Here is a 15286-nt window from a genome sequence, read left to right as displayed (position 1 = left end):
GCGTCCGCGAGGCGGCGCGCCAGCGCGCGGGTGCGACCCTGTGCCGACACGGCATGTCGCGGGACGGGCGCACGCCGACCGGCGGGCCCGAGAGGCGCCGGTGCCGGCACCTCCGGGACCGGCCGCGCCCCGTCGGACTGGGCGATGCTGGGTTGCGGGGACTGCCTCGCGGCTCTCTCGGCCGCCGAGTCGGCCGAGGTCGCCTGCGACGGGCCGGGGGCCAAGGCCGAGGGGGTCGCCAGGGCCTCCGACCCGGGGCCGCCCGTTGACACGCCCGTGCGCGCGAGGGGCCGCGTCCCACCTCGGTCTCACGCCCTCGGGGGGCCCGGGCGCCGAGAGCCGGGGGCTGGGCCGCATCCCGGGGAACGGCTGCGCGCTCGTGCGCAAGCCTCTCATCGAGGGTGCCTGGGTCCTCGCGCGGGACAACCCGGCGTGCCGCAAGGAGGGCGGAACGCCGGTGTCCCTCGCGATCTCAGGGCACGCGCGGGCCTGCTCGGGAAGGCTCCTCGGACGTCGCAGGGAGCTGGTCTCCCGAGGCCCGGTACCCCGCGAGGCCAACACCGCCACGGCCGCCGAGATGGCGCGCATGCCGCTTCGCGTCGGCAGGGACGCGCTGGCGGCCGCCGCGCCGGAAGAGGCGAGGTGCGGGCCGCACGAGCTGCGGTATCCGCGGACATGGGACTGCGCGCCGGCACGTCGGTCTCGCAGCAGTCCTTTGGGACGCAGGTGCGGATCTGCCATCGAAGGTTGACAAGGAACTTTCAAGAAGCCGGTCATTGCCTATTGACAGTGTTCGGGTCATATGAGGGACATTGTCGACCTTATGCCATGGTCTAAGTCAATGGGCACTCTGGAAAAGCCGTCTTCCGTTCGTCTCCCGTTGCACCTGCGCACATTCCTTACACGAGGGCGGGCGGCGCACTTCGCGCAGTCACCTTGCGTGCTAGGCTTGTACGCATACACTATATGACAGTATGAGACAGGAAGCGCACGGACGGTCATCACACAAAAGGTGGCGAGTCAGCGAGCGCGATAAAGAGAAGGGCAAAGATGGGACGTACCAAGGAGATATATCTGGCAGGCGGCTGTTTCTGGGGCATTGACGAGTACTTCTCGCGCGTGCCTGGTGTCGTCGCGACCACGAGCGGCTATGCGAACGGTGCCACAAAAAATCCCAGCTACGAGGAGGTGTGCCTTGGATCGGGGCATGTGGAGTGCGTGCGTGTGGAGTATGATCCGGCGCGCGTGAGCCTCGCTAAGCTCGTGCGCCAGCTCTTCCGCGTGATAGATCCGACGTCCTTGAACCGCCAAGGAGGCGACCATGGCGTCCAGTACCGCACCGGGGTCTACTACACGGACGAGGCGGACCTCCCGACCTTGCGGGCGGTGTTTGCAGAGGAACAGGAGAAGTACGAGCGACCCATCGTGATTGAGCTCATGGCGCTCCAGAACTTCTACGCGGCCGAGAGCTACCACCAGGACTACCTCAAGAAGAATCCCGGGGGCTACTGCCACGTGGACTTTAGCCTGCTTGATGGATAGGGGCGGCGTGGTCGCGAGTGTGGCGGCAAGAACGGGCCCGGCGACGTCATGCGTGCCGACGTGAGGGGGCTTCGATGACAGGGGCAGACCACCACCGCGACGATCTGGACGATCGGGTGTGGGCACGGCTGGAACCTCGTCTGCCCGGCAGGGTCGGAGAGTGGGGAGGTATCGCCGAGGACAACAGGCGCTTTGTCAATGCCGTCCTCTGGATCCTGAGGACCGGCTTCCCGTGGCGCGACCTGCCGCCCGACTTTGGCGGCTGGAAGAACACGCATCGACGCTTCTGCAGGTGGAGGGACAGGGGCGTCTGGGAGCAGCTGCTTGAGGTCCTGATCGACGAGCCTGGCTTCGAGTGGCTCATGGTCGGCACGGGCTCTGCCGGGCACCGTGACGACGGCGGGACCACGGGTGGTGGCGAGGGCCTCGCGAGAGGCGCTGCGGCCGCACGTCGTCTCTCTGCGCCAAGGTACGCCTGGCCGTGGCTGCGTCTGGTGTGTCGGTCGGACTCCCTGTCACGCCTCGTGCCCCCGAGGGTCATGGACCTGCGGTCAGGCTGAGCAGGTGCTGTCGTGCTCTCGCTTGAAGGTGGCACGGCCGCCTCGTGTACCCACATTGCTCGCCCGTACGATGTGGGTGGCTCGCTCACGACATCATCACGAAGTGAGTGGCTTTCTCGCTCAAATCAGCGCGCAGCCAAGAGGGCAAATCTCATAGGAGCAGCTCAGAGACGTACTGAACTTTAGATGGAAGTGAGTGATTCGCTCACTTCGCAGCAAGGACCCATGATGCAACAGGAGAGACAACAGCTCACGCCCGTCGGATACCATCCGCGACTGATCGAGGAGCGCCTCGATGTCCTCATGCGCGGCTTCGGTTGCGTCGAGATCACGGGTCCTAAATGGTGTGGCAAGACATGGACGGCCCTGTCACGTTGCGCAAGCGTCTCTAAGCTCGATGTCAGGCCGGAGCGCGAGGCTGCTCAGGTGGATCCCTCCCTGGCCCTGCTCGGTGACACCCCTCACCTTGTCGACGAATGGCAGGAGGTCCCTGAGATCTGGGACGCTGCCCGCAGGTTTGTCGATGATTCTGGAAATCGCCGCGGGCTGCTCCTACTCACGGGCTCAACGTGTGTGCGCAAGGACGAGTGCGACAGGCTGCGTCACTCTGGCGCAGGGCGTATCGCACGCCTCACCATGCGTCCCATGACGCTTGCCGAGACAGGAGATTCCACAGCCGAGGTCAGCCTATGCAGCCTCTTCGGGGGAGATGCCCACGTTTCCTTCAGGAGGGAGACGGGGCTCCGAGACGTGGCACGGTGGTGTTGTCGTGGTGGGTGGCCGGCAAACCTGGGGCTTGAGGATGACGCCGCCATGGAGGCTGCGGGACAGTACATACAGGCCGTTCTGGACGTGAACGTCATCGATGAGGGCCGCTCGCCCGAGCTGGCGTTTGGTCTGATGCGGGCGCTTGCCGTAAACGAGAGTCAGGCAGTCACATACAAGACGCTCTCTCGTGACATGGGACGTGCGAGTGGCAGGACGAGCGACGAGACCATCGCGTCGTATCTTGAGCTCTTCCATCGCCTGTATCTCACCGAAGACCTGTGTGGCTGGGAACCCCCGATGCGCGCGAAGGCGCGCGTGAGGGTCAAGCCCAAACGGTACTTCGTCGACCCCTCGCTTGCGGTCGCGCTCCTGAATGCCATCCCTGAGCGTTTGTCTCGCGACATACAGACACTTGGGATGCTCTTCGAGAACCTCGTCTTGCGCGATCTGAGGGTCTTCTTGTCCTCCTACCCAGGCATGGGCAACACGCTGTCCTATTACCGGGACGATACGGGGCTTGAGGTTGACGTGATAGTGGAGCATGCCTCCCGTTGGGCTGGCATAGAGATCAAGTTGAGCGACGCGAAGGTTGGGGAGGGAGCAGGAAGTCTTGTGCGACTTCGGGACAAGGTGCTGAAAAACCCGGTCGCTCGCACTGTGGAGCCGGCGTTTCTTGCCGTCATCGTGGGGAAGGGCAACCTTGCGTACCGGCGCAAGGATGGCGTGTACGTGATACCGGCGGCAACGCTGTCCGCCTAAGGCGAGGTTCTTGGGCGATGCGACCGAGTCGTGCTATTATCAGTCGTCCTGACTCACGGGCCCTGTCTGGTCTATGCGTGGAAGGTGAGTGCATGCGATTCTACAACCTTGAGTATATCCTTAGCCACCAGTCCTTCGACCTGAGGCTGAGGGCTGCCTTCATCATCTTCTTCCTGATCTTAGCCGTGGCGTTCAGCTCGGTCTATGTGCGTAACAGGATCAAGACCCGCTGGCGTGACGTGGGCATAGGCATGCTGGTTCTCACCCTCATCCTTTTGGGCGTGCAGGTGGAGAACTACTCGCAGGTGAGTCTGAGAAGCTCCCAGTCGCAGATGCTGGTCAAGTTCATAGAGGGGGTGGCGACCGACCAGGGCGTCTCCACGGATGAGGTTCTGGTCAATTCGACCTCCCTGGCAGATGGGATGATCGTCCGCTTCAAGGGCGAGGACTATCTCGTGCACCTCAATGATGACAACAACTCGTTCTCCCTTGAGCGTACCCACATCATCGACCATAACGTCTACGTGAACCAGGAGGGATAACACCGTGGATGCATACGCTGTTGTTGCCGGTAAGTTCCTCATCGGGATGCTGGTCATGATCCTGCAGATCAACCTGTTGGGAAAGTACGAGTTCTCTATCAACACGCCCCTGAACCAGATACAGAACTACGTGCTGGGTGGAATCATAGGGGGCGTCATCTACAACCCCTCGATCACGGTGCTGCATTTCTGCATAGTGCTTTTGGTCTGGTCCCTCGTCGTCATAATCGTGAAGGTGCTCATAGAGGCAAGTGGCTTCTTCCGGTCCGTCGTCGCTGGCAGACCGAGGGTGCTGGTGCGCGATGGCGAGGTCGATGTGGCCCAGTGCGCCCGAGTGGGCCTGACGGCCGACCAGCTGAGCCGACACCTGCGCGAGGAGGGCGTGCACAGCATCAGGGACGTGAAGGCGACCGTTATGGAGCAAAACGGACGCCTGACCACCGTGTGTGCGGGCGATGATGACGTTGAGCTCCTCGTCATCAGCAACGGCCGTATCAACCGCGAGGCCCTCGAGCTCATCGGTCGAGACGAAGCATGGGTCGCCAAGAAGGTGGGGGAGCAAGGCTACAAGGGCGTGCGAGACATCTTCCTCGGGGAGTTTCTCAAGGATGAGCTGGAGCTTGTCCCGTACCCGAAGAGTCGCTAGGTCGTAGCGGTCGTGCCTCCCATCCCGGAAGAAGCGGCAGAGGCAAGGAGTGTGTGATGGTACCGACAGAGAGCTTTCGCGACCTCGAGATCTTCCAGAGCGCGGTGCGGGAGGGGAGCTTCTCTGGCGCGGCTCGCAGCTTGGGCATGACCCAGCCGGCGGTGTCGCTTGCCATAGCGCGGTTGGAGCGGCAGCTGGGGACCACCCTGTTCGACCGACAGAGCTCAGGCAAAAGGCAGGGCTTCGTTACGAGGACCGGAGAGGTCCTAGCTGCCCACACAAGCCGGGCCATAGCCGAGATGGACGAGGCGACCGACGCCATAACCGCCATGGAGGGCAGAAGGCCAGTCCGCATAGGCCTGCCTCCCATCATCACCCACCACTACTTTCCCGGCGGCCTGGACTCGCTCGCAAACGCATGCGGCACCCATCCGGTCGAGATACTCTCCTATGGCTCGGAGCGCATGCACACGGAGCTCGAGCGCCACGGCATCGATGTGGGGATGATCGCCTCTGTGGAGGTATCCCTCGGCCTGCCAAGGGTCAGAGGGTGGAAGGTGGGATCCTTTCCGTTTCTCGTCGCGCTTCCCAAGGCGTCGCGCCTCGCGGACAGGGGGTCCGTCGGCATCGACGAGCTCGAGGCGCTGGGGCTTCCCATCCTCTCGTTCACGGGGGACTTCGTCCAGCGCGAGGCGTTGGCACTCCTCCTCGGCCACGACGGACATGAGCTGGGCGTAGCCGCAGAGACTGATCAGCCCGAGATGATGCGCCGGCTCGTCGTGGCGGGGATGGGCGTGGGGGTTGCCACAAGTATCGCGTTCGAGAAAACGCAAAAGGATCTGTGTCTGCTTCCCCTCGTGGGAAAACGACCCCTGAGCTTCAATGTCTTCGTCTTCGATGACGTCGCACGCTCCGTCAGGCCCGAGGCCGAGCTCGTCTGTGCCATCAAGCGGGTGCTCTTTCAGGCGGCGCGGGCCAGGCGCGAGGTATAGTGCCTGCGAGGGCTGTCGCGGGGAGTCGTGCGCCGGCGCGGGCGGCGAACAACTATTGGGAAAAGCCCGAAACCCTCGCAGATCACTATGCGCAACATGGCAAGGGCGTGGGCGCCACCTCGGAGGAGGAGTACACCAGGATGGCCCACGAGTTCTACCTCAACAAGGGACAGTACCAGGTAAAAGTCGATAAAGAGGGGATCACACGAGTGTATGACGCCGCACGCAACCTGTTCGGGGCATACAACCCCAACGGGATGACAAAGTCCTACTTCGCGCCCACCGGAGGCCAGGCCTACTTCGACAATCAGGAATGGGCCATGCCGTGACGCACGCACGAGAGGAGACATGAACATGGGAGAGAACATATGCCCGGTCTGCGGCTATGACGGACTGTTCGCCCCTCCCTTCAACGAGAGGGGCATCGGCTCGGACGAGCTCTGCCCGTGCTGCGCCTTCCAGTTCGGCCTCGACGATTTCCCCTACGAGGGCAGGGAGAGGCTCATATCCGAGTGGCGCGAGCGCTGGGTCGCCGGTGGCTGCGTGTGGAAGTTGACGGGCTGTAGGAGGCCCCCCGAGGGCTGGGACCCGCAGGCGCAGCTGGCACGCACCTGGGGCGTGACCGTCCCGCCCTATCGCCCGATCTTAGGGGCTCGCAGGGGCGACCAGCCCACGCCGGGGGAGTGACGGCTCCGTCCCACCCACTGCAGACAGAGCATCCGAAGGGGCGTGCGATGAGGCTAAACTTTCAAGAGCTTCTCCGCAACCCGGACACATGCAGAGTGCGCCTTTCCATGAGACGCAGCCACGAAATGCGCCTTTCCGTGAGATGGCGCGACGTTTGCGCAGGTCAGGAAAGGTGCATTTCACCGAAAGGCGCACTCTGTCTGTTGAGCGTCACCGAAAAGCGCAGTCTGTCCCCCACGCCTCACGGAAAGGCGCACCCTGCGACCCCCAGATCGCGCACACTGCGCCCTTGCGTCACGTTACCGCCCACAGGAGGTTGTGGGGCCAACCCCCCGCCAGACTGCGGGGTACCGTGAAAAATGGTCCAACTGGGCAAATGCGCTCGAGGAACCCCCCGCTAGGCTGCGGGGCGGACCGCACCAGGGTCCGCAAACCCGGCCTGGAGTTTGGCCTCACGGAAAGACGCACTCTGCGCTGGATGTCTCACGGGAAAGGCGCACTTTGGCCGAGCCGCCTCTCGTAAACCTACGCCTGATGCCCGTCGATCGCGCTGACCTGCGTCTCCCGCGCATGGTGCCAGGGGCTGGGCCTCCTCGTGGGTCGGTCAGCTCACGTCTTTGCGGGAACGCACCCACATCGCTCGGCTGTCACCGGGCACGTCCCCTTCCGCCAGGCGGACCCCTCTTCGGGTGGCCGCGAAGGAGACAGGGTGTCCTACCCTCACCCAAGCAGCGCGTAGACGATAGGGACCACCACGGCGCACAGGAGGGTGCTCGTGACGACGACGTTCGTTGCGAAGCGTACGTCGCCCTTCCCCTCGTTGGCAAGGATCGGGAGCACGGTGAGCGCGGGCACTGCGGCCTGGATGATGAAGGTGTGCGCCTCCGTGGCAGGCAGCGCTCCGAACAGGGCGGCATAGGCGGCAAGGACACCGACCATGGACAGGGGGGCGATGACGAACTTACCCACAAGGGCCACCACCGTGTCGCGATCCATCCTCACGCTCGTCAAGCCACTCTCCTTTAGCACGATGCCGATGTAGATGAGGGAGAGCGGCGTCACCAGGTTGCCCGTGTAGGTGAGCGTCGATTCGACGAAGGAGGGAACGGGTAGCTGCAGTAGCAAAAAGACGAGGGCCACGAGAAACCCTATAAGGGGCGGTGGGAGCAGCCTCTTGATGTCGATGCCTCGCCTCCTTTGGGCGGACGGCTCGGATCCCTCAGCCTTGACCATAGGATCCGCGTCGATGAGGAAGGTACCGACTGCCCAGGTCGAGACCGTGTTGGTGATGTAGTACACAAGAAAGAACCCGACGGCGCCCTCACCGAAGAGGGCCACGTTGAGCGGCATACCTATGAAGATGGTGTTCGCATTGGCGAAGGTGTTCACCATGACGCCCCTCCTGCCAGGGCGAACCTTGAGGAGGACGACCGTCGCCAGCGCAACGAGGTAGCAGATGGCGACGCTTGCGAAGCACACCACGAGGCCGCTGTCGAGCGAGAGCAGCGTCTTGAGCGTCAGGTTCTTGAGGACCGACGTGAAGATGGAGGCCGGGAGCGCCACGTTCATGATGAGCCTCGACGCGGAGGGGGCGAACGTGTCCCCAAGCCACCCCGCCTTTCTCAGCACGTAGCCAAGGATGATGAGGAGGATTATGGGGAGCATGCTCTCAAGTGCGCTAAAGATAACCATCACCGCTCCTTTGAAGCGCTGTCGTCGGTGTTCCTTGTGTTTTTGGCTCCGTGTCGGACGAGGAGGGACTCACCCGACCCGCCGTTGGCGTCGGGTGGCCTCAGCCCGTCTCTGAGCCTCCCATGCTATAGGGCGTCCGCGTATTCGGGCACCCACTTGGTCGCCCTGACGGCTGCCTCCACATCCTCGATGGGAACTTGGTTGAGTTCCTGGTCAATGGCCTGGCGGGCGACGGCGACGGCGATTCTCTCGGTGAACTCGGTGAGCCTCGACACGGGTGGGAGCACAGCCGCCCCAGGCCTCGTGACGTCCACGATGCCGCCGAGCGAGTGAGCCGCCCGCGAGATCATCTGGTCGCTGACGAGGCTGGCGTGGGCCGCGATCGCACCCAAGCCGAGCCCGGGATAGATGAGCGCGTTGTTGGCCTGGCCGATCTCGTGGCTCACCCCCGCATGCTCGACAGGCGCGGAGGGCACGCCCGTCGCCACGAGCGCCCGCCCATCCGTCCACGCGATAAGGTCCGTCGCGCTCGCCTCGGCAAGCTTGGTGGGGTTGGAGAGGGGAAAGATCATCGGTCGCCTCGCGTGGACCGCCATCTGGCGTATGACCCCCTCCGTGAAGGCCCCATGGACCGTCGAGGTGCCCACCATGATGGTGGGACGTACCGTGGCCACGACGGCCTCCAGGCAAGTGAGCTTGGACGCGTCGGCAAACTCCGACCGCCTGCGTGCGAAGGGACGCTGCTCGGGGGTGAGATCGTCCATGTCGTCGAAGAGGAGTCCCTGCCTGTCGACGAGGTAGAAGCGCCTTCGCGCCTCCTCGCGGCCCATGCCTTGGTCGACGAACTCCTGGAGTACGCGCTCGGCGATGCCGCAGCCGGCGGTTCCGGCGCCAAAGCACAGGTAGGTCTGGTCGAGCAGGCTCTCTCCCGTGATGTTGAGGCCACCGAGGATGCTCGCGAGCGTGACGATGCCCGTGCCCTCGATGTCGTCGTTGAAGACGGGGTAGGTCTTTGCGTACTTGTTCAGGAGCGTGGCGGCATGCCCTCGCCCAAAGTCCTCGAAGTGCAGGTATAGGTGGGGAAAGAGCCTCTCGGCCGTTCGCACGAAGTCGTCCACGTAGGCGTAGTAGGTCTCATCGTCCACGCGCTTGTGCCGGTTGCCCAGGTAGAGCGGGTCATCGAGCAGCGACTGGCGATTCGTGCCGGCGTCGATGACAACGGGCAGCACGCGCGCGGGGTCGAGGCCGGCCGCCGCCGTGTAGACCATAAGCTTGCCGACCGCTATCTCCACGCCGTTGGTGCCCCAGTCCCCGATGCCGAGGATGGCCTCCGCGTCGGAGACCACGATAAGGTCGATGTCGCGGCCCCCCGAGGCGTTGGCAAGCGCCCACTCCACGCAGTCGGGCTCGTCCACAGAGAGGTAGCAGGCGTACTGGGAGTCCACGTAGCGCTCGCTGTACTCCTCGATGTCCTGGGCGATGGTGGGGTCATAGACGATGGGCATGAACTCCTCGACGTGCTCGGAGAAGAGCTTGTAGAAGAGCGTCCTATTCTGCGAGAAGATCCTCATGAGGAAGCGGCGCTTGGCGATGTCGCTGTCCTTGGACTGGTAGTTGTCGTAGGCCTGGCACGCCTGCTCCTCGAGCGTCTGCACCTGGGGAGGAAGCAGCCCCACCAGACCGAGGCGCCTGCGCTCCTTGGCGTCGAAGGCTGTCCCCTTGTTAAGGAACGGGTCGTTGAGCAAGTCGAACGAGGTCTTCATGGTGTGATCCCTTCGTCAGTGTGGCTTCCCCTCACTGTAGGCCATGGAAAGAGCTTATGGCCCCATAAATGCGTGCAGGCCAAGGGATGGACATCCGTGGGGGTGGGGGTACCATCGACCTCGATAGGTCCCATGGCTCTACCTGTCGCAGGACGGGCCCACGTGCCGGGGCCTTTGAGGGACTGTTGTTAGGGTGTGAGGACTGGCGCACGGGTCCATAGGGACGACGAGGAGAATAGCCATGAGAGTGTTCGTAGCGAGTGCCACCGGTCGTGTGGCGACAGAGCTTATTGCAAACTTGAAGGCTGTCGGTCACCAAGTGGTCGCCGGAGCCAGGAAGCCAGAGAATGTGGCCGACCGGGAGGTACAGTCCACTGCGCTTGACCTGCATGCCGACGCAAAGGAGCTTAAGGCCCTGGTCGCGGATGCCGACGCCGTGTACTTTGTGGCGGGCTCGCGTGGCAAGGACCTCCTGCAGACCGATGCGTTCGGTGCCGTGAAACTCATGCAGGCATGCGAGGCGACAGGTGTGAGACGCTTCGTGATGCTGAGCTCCGTCTTTGCCGACGAGCCCGAGAAGTGGGGTGACCCGGCGCTGGCCAAGATCACCGACTACAACATCGCGAAGTTCTTTGCCGACCAGTGGCTCATGAACAACACTCACCTCGTGTACACTATCGTGCAGCCAGGCGGCTTGGTCGAAGGGCCGGGTAGCGGCAGGGTGAATCTGCACGTCACGGAAAGGTCCTCTCCCAACTCCATCGCAAACGTGGCCGCCGTGCTCGCAGGTGTGCTCGAGGCCAAGAACAGCTACGGGAGGATCATCAAGATGTCCGACGGCGACACCGAGGTCTCGGAGGCGATCGCGCAGTATCGGTGACGCTCGCGGACGGCTGTGGTAGCGCGATCGCAACGGCGTGATACTGCAATGGCGTGTGACTGCGCGATGTGAGTGAACCACTCACATCGTCTTCGCGAAGTGAGTGGTTTTTCGGCTCTCAGGCGGCGTGATCCATAGAGTCAAATTTGCGTATGCGCAGGTAAAAGACTTACTGAATAGAATATCGAAGTGAGTGAATCACTCACTTCAGGAACATGATGTGAGTGAATCACTCACATCGCGATGACACGACCGGACCTGATTCGATCGGGGCGTGAGTCTGATACAATCTGCGTTAGTGCCATATTGTCCCTATATTTATTCTGATTTAGAGACAGATACGAATTGAGGGGGTGCTTTCGTGCTCAAGCGGTCTCTCTATGATGCCCTGCTCAACTGGAAGGCCAACAACCATCAGAAGGCCCTCATGGTCGATGGTCCGCGCCAGGTCGGAAAGACGTTTCTCCTCGAGGAGTTTGGGAGGAGGGAGTACCGGGACCTCGTGAAGATCGACTTTCTCGTTGACGAGGACGCCAGGAGGCGGTTCGGATCCGCCCAAAGCGCCGCCAGGGTCATCGAGCTGGTTTCCCTCATCGCGGGACACGAGCTGGTTCCCGGGGAGACCCTCGTCTTCTTCGATGAGGTCCAGAGGGCGCAGAATCTCGTCACCTTCTCGAAGTATCTGGTAATCGATGGAAGGTTTGACCTTGCGATGTCTGGGTCGATGCTTGGAGTCGAGCTGGGAGGGGTAAGGTCATGGCCTGTAGGCTATCTGCATACCATAGACATGGCTCCTCTTACCTTCGAGGAGTTCTGCTGGGCGAGGGGGGTTCCCCAATCGATTCTCGACCAGGTGAGAGAGGGCTATGAGGAGAAGACCCCGCTCGATGACTCCCTGCATGGTCTTCTCATCGACCTCTTTAGGCAGTATCTTGTCATCGGCGGTATGCCGGAGGTGGTGCAGAAGAGCCTGAATACGCGCAATGACCTTGGTGCGGTGCGGCAGGTGCAGGCGGATCTCCTGAGCCTGTATCGTGAGGACATCGCACAATACGCGGGCAATCGCTCCCTTCAGGTCAAGGCGATCTATGACGCCATACCAACACAGCTTGACAAGGAGAACAAGCGCTTTCAACTGAAGACGCTGAAAGACGGTGCCCGTTTCGAGCGATATGCCAACGACTTCGCTTGGCTCGTCGCCGCGCGCTCTGTGCTGAGGACGGTCAATGTGACAGAGCCCAAACCTATGCTTGCCCGCACAGAGGAACAGGGGCGGTTCAAGTTGTACCTTAGCGATGTCGGAATGCTCCTTGCCAGCTACCCCGCAGAGGTTGCCATGGCGGCGATATCGGGTGAGAGGTCGGTCAACTCTGGTTCGGTGTACGAGAACGTCGTGGCGCAGGAGCTGGCCGCGCTGCGGTCCCCGTTGCGCTATTACCACCATAGCCGTAAGGGGGAGGTGGACTTTCTGATCGAGACGCACAAGGGCGCGGTCCTGCCCATCGAAGTCAAGTCAGGGAAGGACTACAAGCTTCACACCGCCCTCAACAGCCTGCTGGGAACGGATGAATACGGGATCGAGGAGGCGGTCGTGCTCTCGGAGGCTAACGTCTCGCAGGGCAGACGGGCGGGAAAGACAGTGCACTACCTGCCGCTCTATATGGTTGGTCTGGTTGCTGCCGAGGCATCGACGCCAGTGACGGACTCTGACGCGCTCAAGGGCGTCAGGCTCGATCCGATCGACTTCTCGGGCTTCTCGGAATAGACTGGGCTTTGGGGGAGTTTGGTCGCAGAGCTCTGTGCGGGTGTGAAGCAGGTTTACAAGCTGGTGCCCAGACTGATGGGGGGGTTGCGACGCAGGCAGTGGGCGAGGGGGAGCCTCGATGAGGGAGCGCCATGGCTTAAGCTCACCCCAGACGATGGATGTCACAGAGACGTAAGGGCTTGTTCCTGCGCGGGGGATCGGAAAGACTCTGGCGCCACAGCCGCTGCGGCTGTGAAGTCCCTCGTAGATGTCCATGACCAAACTGATCGGCGTTAATGCCGACCCTCTGGTTCGACGCTCTACAAAAGCAATCAAGCTATATCGATCGTCTGCGCAGATAAGCGGCCCTATCTAAGCACATCGGCTGCGGAAAATGGATTGGGACCCTGGTGCTTGACCTCGCTGACTTGGGCGTTGAGCGCCGCGACTGATGTCGATGCTGACCCCGCCCGATCCAGCCCTCCGTAGGTGACCCAAGAGTATGGTAGCCCAAGAGGCCGCTCGAGGCTCTCGGAGCCGGTCATCTTAGCCCGCGCCACCCACCAGAAACCATCAAGAGCCGAGTATGTCCAAGAGGAGGGCGCCCAGAATCACGTAGAGGACACCCGCTAGGACGCAGCCCACCAGCCACGTGAGTGCGCTGGCACGCTCGTCGAGGACCCTATCCTCCGCGAGTGTGGCGCCCATGCCCGCGACGAGCGCGCTCACGGAGGCTACGGCGGACGCCACGGAGGCGTGGACGGGCCCGAGTGACACCTCGTGATGGATATCGAGCGTCCGTGCGACGAGGGCGTGCACGGCAACGTTCACGACCAGCACCACGAGGGACACGAGCGCCCCCCCGATGAGCGGCTGCAGGTACCTTCGCCATGCACCGGCGGCCGCACCCGCCTGTGGGCTGCGCTCGGGCTGCCTCTCTCGCCCAGACATGTGGAGCTCCCTCCCAACGACGATTCCCAGCCGTCACAGCAGAGGACTGTCATCCTTATCGTACCACGCCCCGCGAGGGCCGTGATGTGCGAGGGGCCACCGTGTCCCCAAGCGCCGCGCAAGCTCGAGCGCGTCATCCAGCCGCGTGGTCGCAGGGAGAGCGGGGCAGGCCACCGGTCCGTCGTAACTCCAGGCGCAGCCGTCTCGGGAGGTCCCCGAGGGGCGCCTGGCGGCGCGGGGGGGGCTGCGGGAGACGTCCCAAACCTAAGGTCGTTTGAGGCAGACCTCACTTATCTCCACAGGATCTCCGTGTTATAGTTAACCAAAGCATTCCCTTAGAGATGAGGATTGGCTATGGGCAGCAGCATGTCGAGGGAGGTCCGCTTCGGCGCGAGGACGCTTCTGGTCGTTATCCTGACGGTTGCGATGGCCCTCCAGGGCTATGTGCCCGCAGTGGCGGCGCGCGTCGACACCGCACGGCCCGGGGACGCCGCCACCTATGAGATCGGGGTGGGGGAGACGGTGACGTTGCCGTCCCCGGACGGGAGGACGACTTTCGAGTCCAGTGACCCGAGGGTCGCGACGGTGACCGACGAAGGCGTCGTGAGGGGCGTGGGCGAGGGCCACGCGACGATCAGGGCGACCATCGCGATGCCCGGCATCGGCGGTAGGCTCTGGGAGTGGGCCCTCATCATCATCGGGAGGGTGCTGGGGAAAGATGACCCCATAGCCCAGACCGTGACAAGGGAATTCAGTGTTGTCGTGAAGCCCAAGGTGGACGGGCGTCCCGTGGACAGCGATGGGGACGGCATCATTGACGCGGACGAGGCCTCGCTCGGAACCGATCCGCGGAAGCCCGACACCGACGGCGACGGGCTCAGTGATTACGAGGAGCTTCTCCTTGGGACCGATCCGCTCACGCCCAACGAATACGACGCGACGCGTGACAGCGACGGGGACGGGTTGACCGACCTGGACGAGGCGACGAAACACAAGACGGACCCGCACGCGAAGGACACAGACTTCGACGGGCTCAGTGACTACGAGGAGGTGGTCACGCACAAGACGGACCCGCTGAAGAAGGACACCGATGGTGACTCCCTGTCCGACAAGTTCGAGATCGACCATGGGCTTGACCCGAACTCCGGCAGCTCCGACGGGACTCACAGAGACGATGAGGTCAAGACATCCCAGACCCTCCCGGAGTCCGCGATGAGCCAACAATTGAGGGATGAGTCGAACGTCGCCAGACCGAGCCTCAAAGGAGAGGCGGCGGGCGAGCTGGCGAGCAGCATCCACCTGTCAATAGCGGGCGACGCAGCGGTGAGGGACAACCGTGCAATCATTGGGAAGGCAGTGCAGGTTGTCGGTGACGATAGCCACGTCTCTGGCCTGACGCTCAGCTTTGATCTAAGCAGGTATGAGGGTGATGCGACCTACCTCATCATCGCCACCCTGGATGAGAGCGGGGGCTTCGCTCCCGTCGACTTTGAGCATACTGGCTCGACCCTGTCCGCGACCCTTACCAAAAGCGGGACATACTTTGTCTTGGATGTCAAGATGTTCTTTGATTCGTTGGGAATCATGCCTGATAAGGACGTGATGGCGTCCGCGTCATTGTCCGCAAGACATCCAGAGAACGAGGGTGGCGGGAGCTCCAGCGACGGGAACGCCATAGCCATTGAGAGAGGTGAGAGGAGGTCGAGCGAGTGGCTGCCCCCAGAGAGACTGATGGGAGGGATATGAAATCGGAAAGCCCA

At 62.8% G+C, this 15286-nt stretch carries 14 protein-coding genes and 1 pseudogene; 12 read left to right on the top strand and 3 right to left on the bottom strand.

Annotated elements, in window-relative coordinates:
• Positions 1 to 379: 379 nt before the first annotated feature.
• The 9 genes and pseudogenes from ADJ70_RS14585 to ADJ70_RS07515 all read left to right on the top strand — a co-directional run bounded on the left by ADJ70_RS14585 (position 380) and on the right by ADJ70_RS07515 (position 6496).
• On the top strand, positions 380 to 751 hold the full coding sequence (locus ADJ70_RS14585; protein ID WP_157051443.1) for a hypothetical protein: 372 nt from the start codon (positions 380 to 382) through the stop codon (positions 749 to 751).
• A gap of 299 nt (positions 752 to 1050) precedes the next feature.
• Complete coding sequence (gene msrA, locus ADJ70_RS07550) at positions 1051 to 1542, top strand: peptide-methionine (S)-S-oxide reductase MsrA (RefSeq protein WP_050340571.1); 492 nt, start codon at positions 1051 to 1053, stop codon at positions 1540 to 1542.
• 74 nt (positions 1543 to 1616) lie between these two features.
• Positions 1617 to 1911: pseudogene (locus tag ADJ70_RS14100) on the top strand (transposase); the annotation flags it as partial.
• Positions 1912 to 2330: 419 nt separating this feature from the next.
• Entirely contained in the window at positions 2331 to 3629 is a 1299-nt protein-coding gene (locus ADJ70_RS07540) for an ATP-binding protein (RefSeq protein WP_050344494.1), read from the top strand.
• A 92-nt stretch (positions 3630 to 3721) separates the two neighbouring features.
• Complete coding sequence (locus ADJ70_RS07535) at positions 3722 to 4171, top strand: DUF3290 domain-containing protein (RefSeq protein WP_050340569.1); 450 nt, start codon at positions 3722 to 3724, stop codon at positions 4169 to 4171.
• 4 nt (positions 4172 to 4175) lie between these two features.
• Complete coding sequence (locus tag ADJ70_RS07530; RefSeq protein ID WP_050340568.1) at positions 4176 to 4817, top strand: DUF421 domain-containing protein; 642 nt, start codon at positions 4176 to 4178, stop codon at positions 4815 to 4817.
• Positions 4818 to 4873: 56 nt separating this feature from the next.
• Positions 4874 to 5809 carry a LysR family transcriptional regulator gene (locus ADJ70_RS07525; RefSeq protein WP_050340567.1) on the top strand — a complete coding sequence of 312 codons (936 nt, stop codon included), beginning with the start codon at positions 4874 to 4876 and terminating at the stop codon, positions 5807 to 5809.
• The gene (locus tag ADJ70_RS07520; RefSeq protein WP_050340566.1) at positions 5809 to 6138 is read left to right on the top strand and encodes a hypothetical protein; all 330 of its coding nucleotides are present in this window, start codon (positions 5809 to 5811) and stop codon (positions 6136 to 6138) included. The genes ADJ70_RS07525 and ADJ70_RS07520 overlap by 1 nt, the downstream gene beginning before the upstream one ends.
• Before the next feature lie 25 nt (positions 6139 to 6163).
• The gene (locus ADJ70_RS07515; RefSeq protein WP_157051442.1) at positions 6164 to 6496 is read left to right on the top strand and encodes a hypothetical protein; all 333 of its coding nucleotides are present in this window, start codon (positions 6164 to 6166) and stop codon (positions 6494 to 6496) included.
• 720 nt (positions 6497 to 7216) lie between these two features.
• On the opposite strand, the gene ADJ70_RS07510 is transcribed toward ADJ70_RS07515, so the two are convergent.
• Entirely contained in the window at positions 7217 to 8188 is a 972-nt protein-coding gene (locus ADJ70_RS07510; protein ID WP_157051441.1) for an AEC family transporter, read from the bottom strand.
• A gap of 125 nt (positions 8189 to 8313) precedes the next feature.
• Positions 8314 to 9951 (bottom strand): malolactic enzyme, encoded by a 1638-nt coding sequence (locus ADJ70_RS07505; protein ID WP_050340563.1) that lies wholly within the window; start codon positions 9949 to 9951, stop codon positions 8314 to 8316.
• A 241-nt stretch (positions 9952 to 10192) separates the two neighbouring features.
• On the opposite strand from ADJ70_RS07505, the gene ADJ70_RS07500 reads away from it, so the two are divergent.
• Together ADJ70_RS07500 and ADJ70_RS07495 are read left to right on the top strand one after the other, a co-directional pair.
• The gene (locus ADJ70_RS07500; RefSeq protein WP_050340562.1) at positions 10193 to 10831 is read left to right on the top strand and encodes an NAD(P)H-binding protein; all 639 of its coding nucleotides are present in this window, start codon (positions 10193 to 10195) and stop codon (positions 10829 to 10831) included.
• Between the two features lie 361 nt (positions 10832 to 11192).
• Positions 11193 to 12596, top strand: coding sequence for an ATP-binding protein (locus ADJ70_RS07495; protein ID WP_050340561.1), 1404 nt, complete (start codon positions 11193 to 11195; stop codon positions 12594 to 12596).
• 552 nt (positions 12597 to 13148) lie between these two features.
• Here the strand turns inward: ADJ70_RS07495 and ADJ70_RS07490 are convergent.
• Complete coding sequence (locus ADJ70_RS07490) at positions 13149 to 13526, bottom strand: hypothetical protein (protein ID WP_050340560.1); 378 nt, start codon at positions 13524 to 13526, stop codon at positions 13149 to 13151.
• Positions 13527 to 13880: 354 nt separating this feature from the next.
• On the opposite strand from ADJ70_RS07490, the gene ADJ70_RS07485 reads away from it, so the two are divergent.
• On the top strand, positions 13881 to 15272 hold the full coding sequence (locus tag ADJ70_RS07485; protein ID WP_050340559.1) for an Ig-like domain-containing protein: 1392 nt from the start codon (positions 13881 to 13883) through the stop codon (positions 15270 to 15272).
• Positions 15273 to 15286 lie beyond the last annotated feature (14 nt).

The sequence above is a fragment of the Olsenella sp. oral taxon 807 genome (assembly GCF_001189515.2).
Lineage (GTDB): Bacteria > Actinomycetota > Coriobacteriia > Coriobacteriales > Atopobiaceae > Olsenella_F.
Note: the sequence above shows the minus strand (reverse complement) of the source record. Positions and strands in the feature narration are given on the sequence as shown.

Bases quoted from the DNA above. Each gene is read 5' to 3' on its own strand.
- msrA (WP_050340571.1), top strand. From the start codon at position 1,051: ATGGGACGTACCAAGGAGATATATCTGGCAGGCGGCTGTTTCTGGGGC.
- ADJ70_RS07540 (WP_050344494.1), top strand. From the start codon at position 2,331: ATGCAACAGGAGAGACAACAGCTCACGCCCGTCGGATACCATCCGCGA.
- ADJ70_RS07535 (WP_050340569.1), top strand. From the start codon at position 3,722: ATGCGATTCTACAACCTTGAGTATATCCTTAGCCACCAGTCCTTCGAC.
- ADJ70_RS07525 (WP_050340567.1), top strand. From the start codon at position 4,874: ATGGTACCGACAGAGAGCTTTCGCGACCTCGAGATCTTCCAGAGCGCG.
- ADJ70_RS07515 (WP_157051442.1), top strand. From the start codon at position 6,164: ATGGGAGAGAACATATGCCCGGTCTGCGGCTATGACGGACTGTTCGCC.
- ADJ70_RS07510 (WP_157051441.1), bottom strand. From the start codon at position 8,188: ATGGTTATCTTTAGCGCACTTGAGAGCATGCTCCCCATAATCCTCCTC.
- ADJ70_RS07505 (WP_050340563.1), bottom strand. From the start codon at position 9,951: ATGAAGACCTCGTTCGACTTGCTCAACGACCCGTTCCTTAACAAGGGG.
- ADJ70_RS07500 (WP_050340562.1), top strand. From the start codon at position 10,193: ATGAGAGTGTTCGTAGCGAGTGCCACCGGTCGTGTGGCGACAGAGCTT.
- ADJ70_RS07490 (WP_050340560.1), bottom strand. From the start codon at position 13,526: ATGTCTGGGCGAGAGAGGCAGCCCGAGCGCAGCCCACAGGCGGGTGCG.
- ADJ70_RS07485 (WP_050340559.1), top strand. From the start codon at position 13,881: ATGGGCAGCAGCATGTCGAGGGAGGTCCGCTTCGGCGCGAGGACGCTT.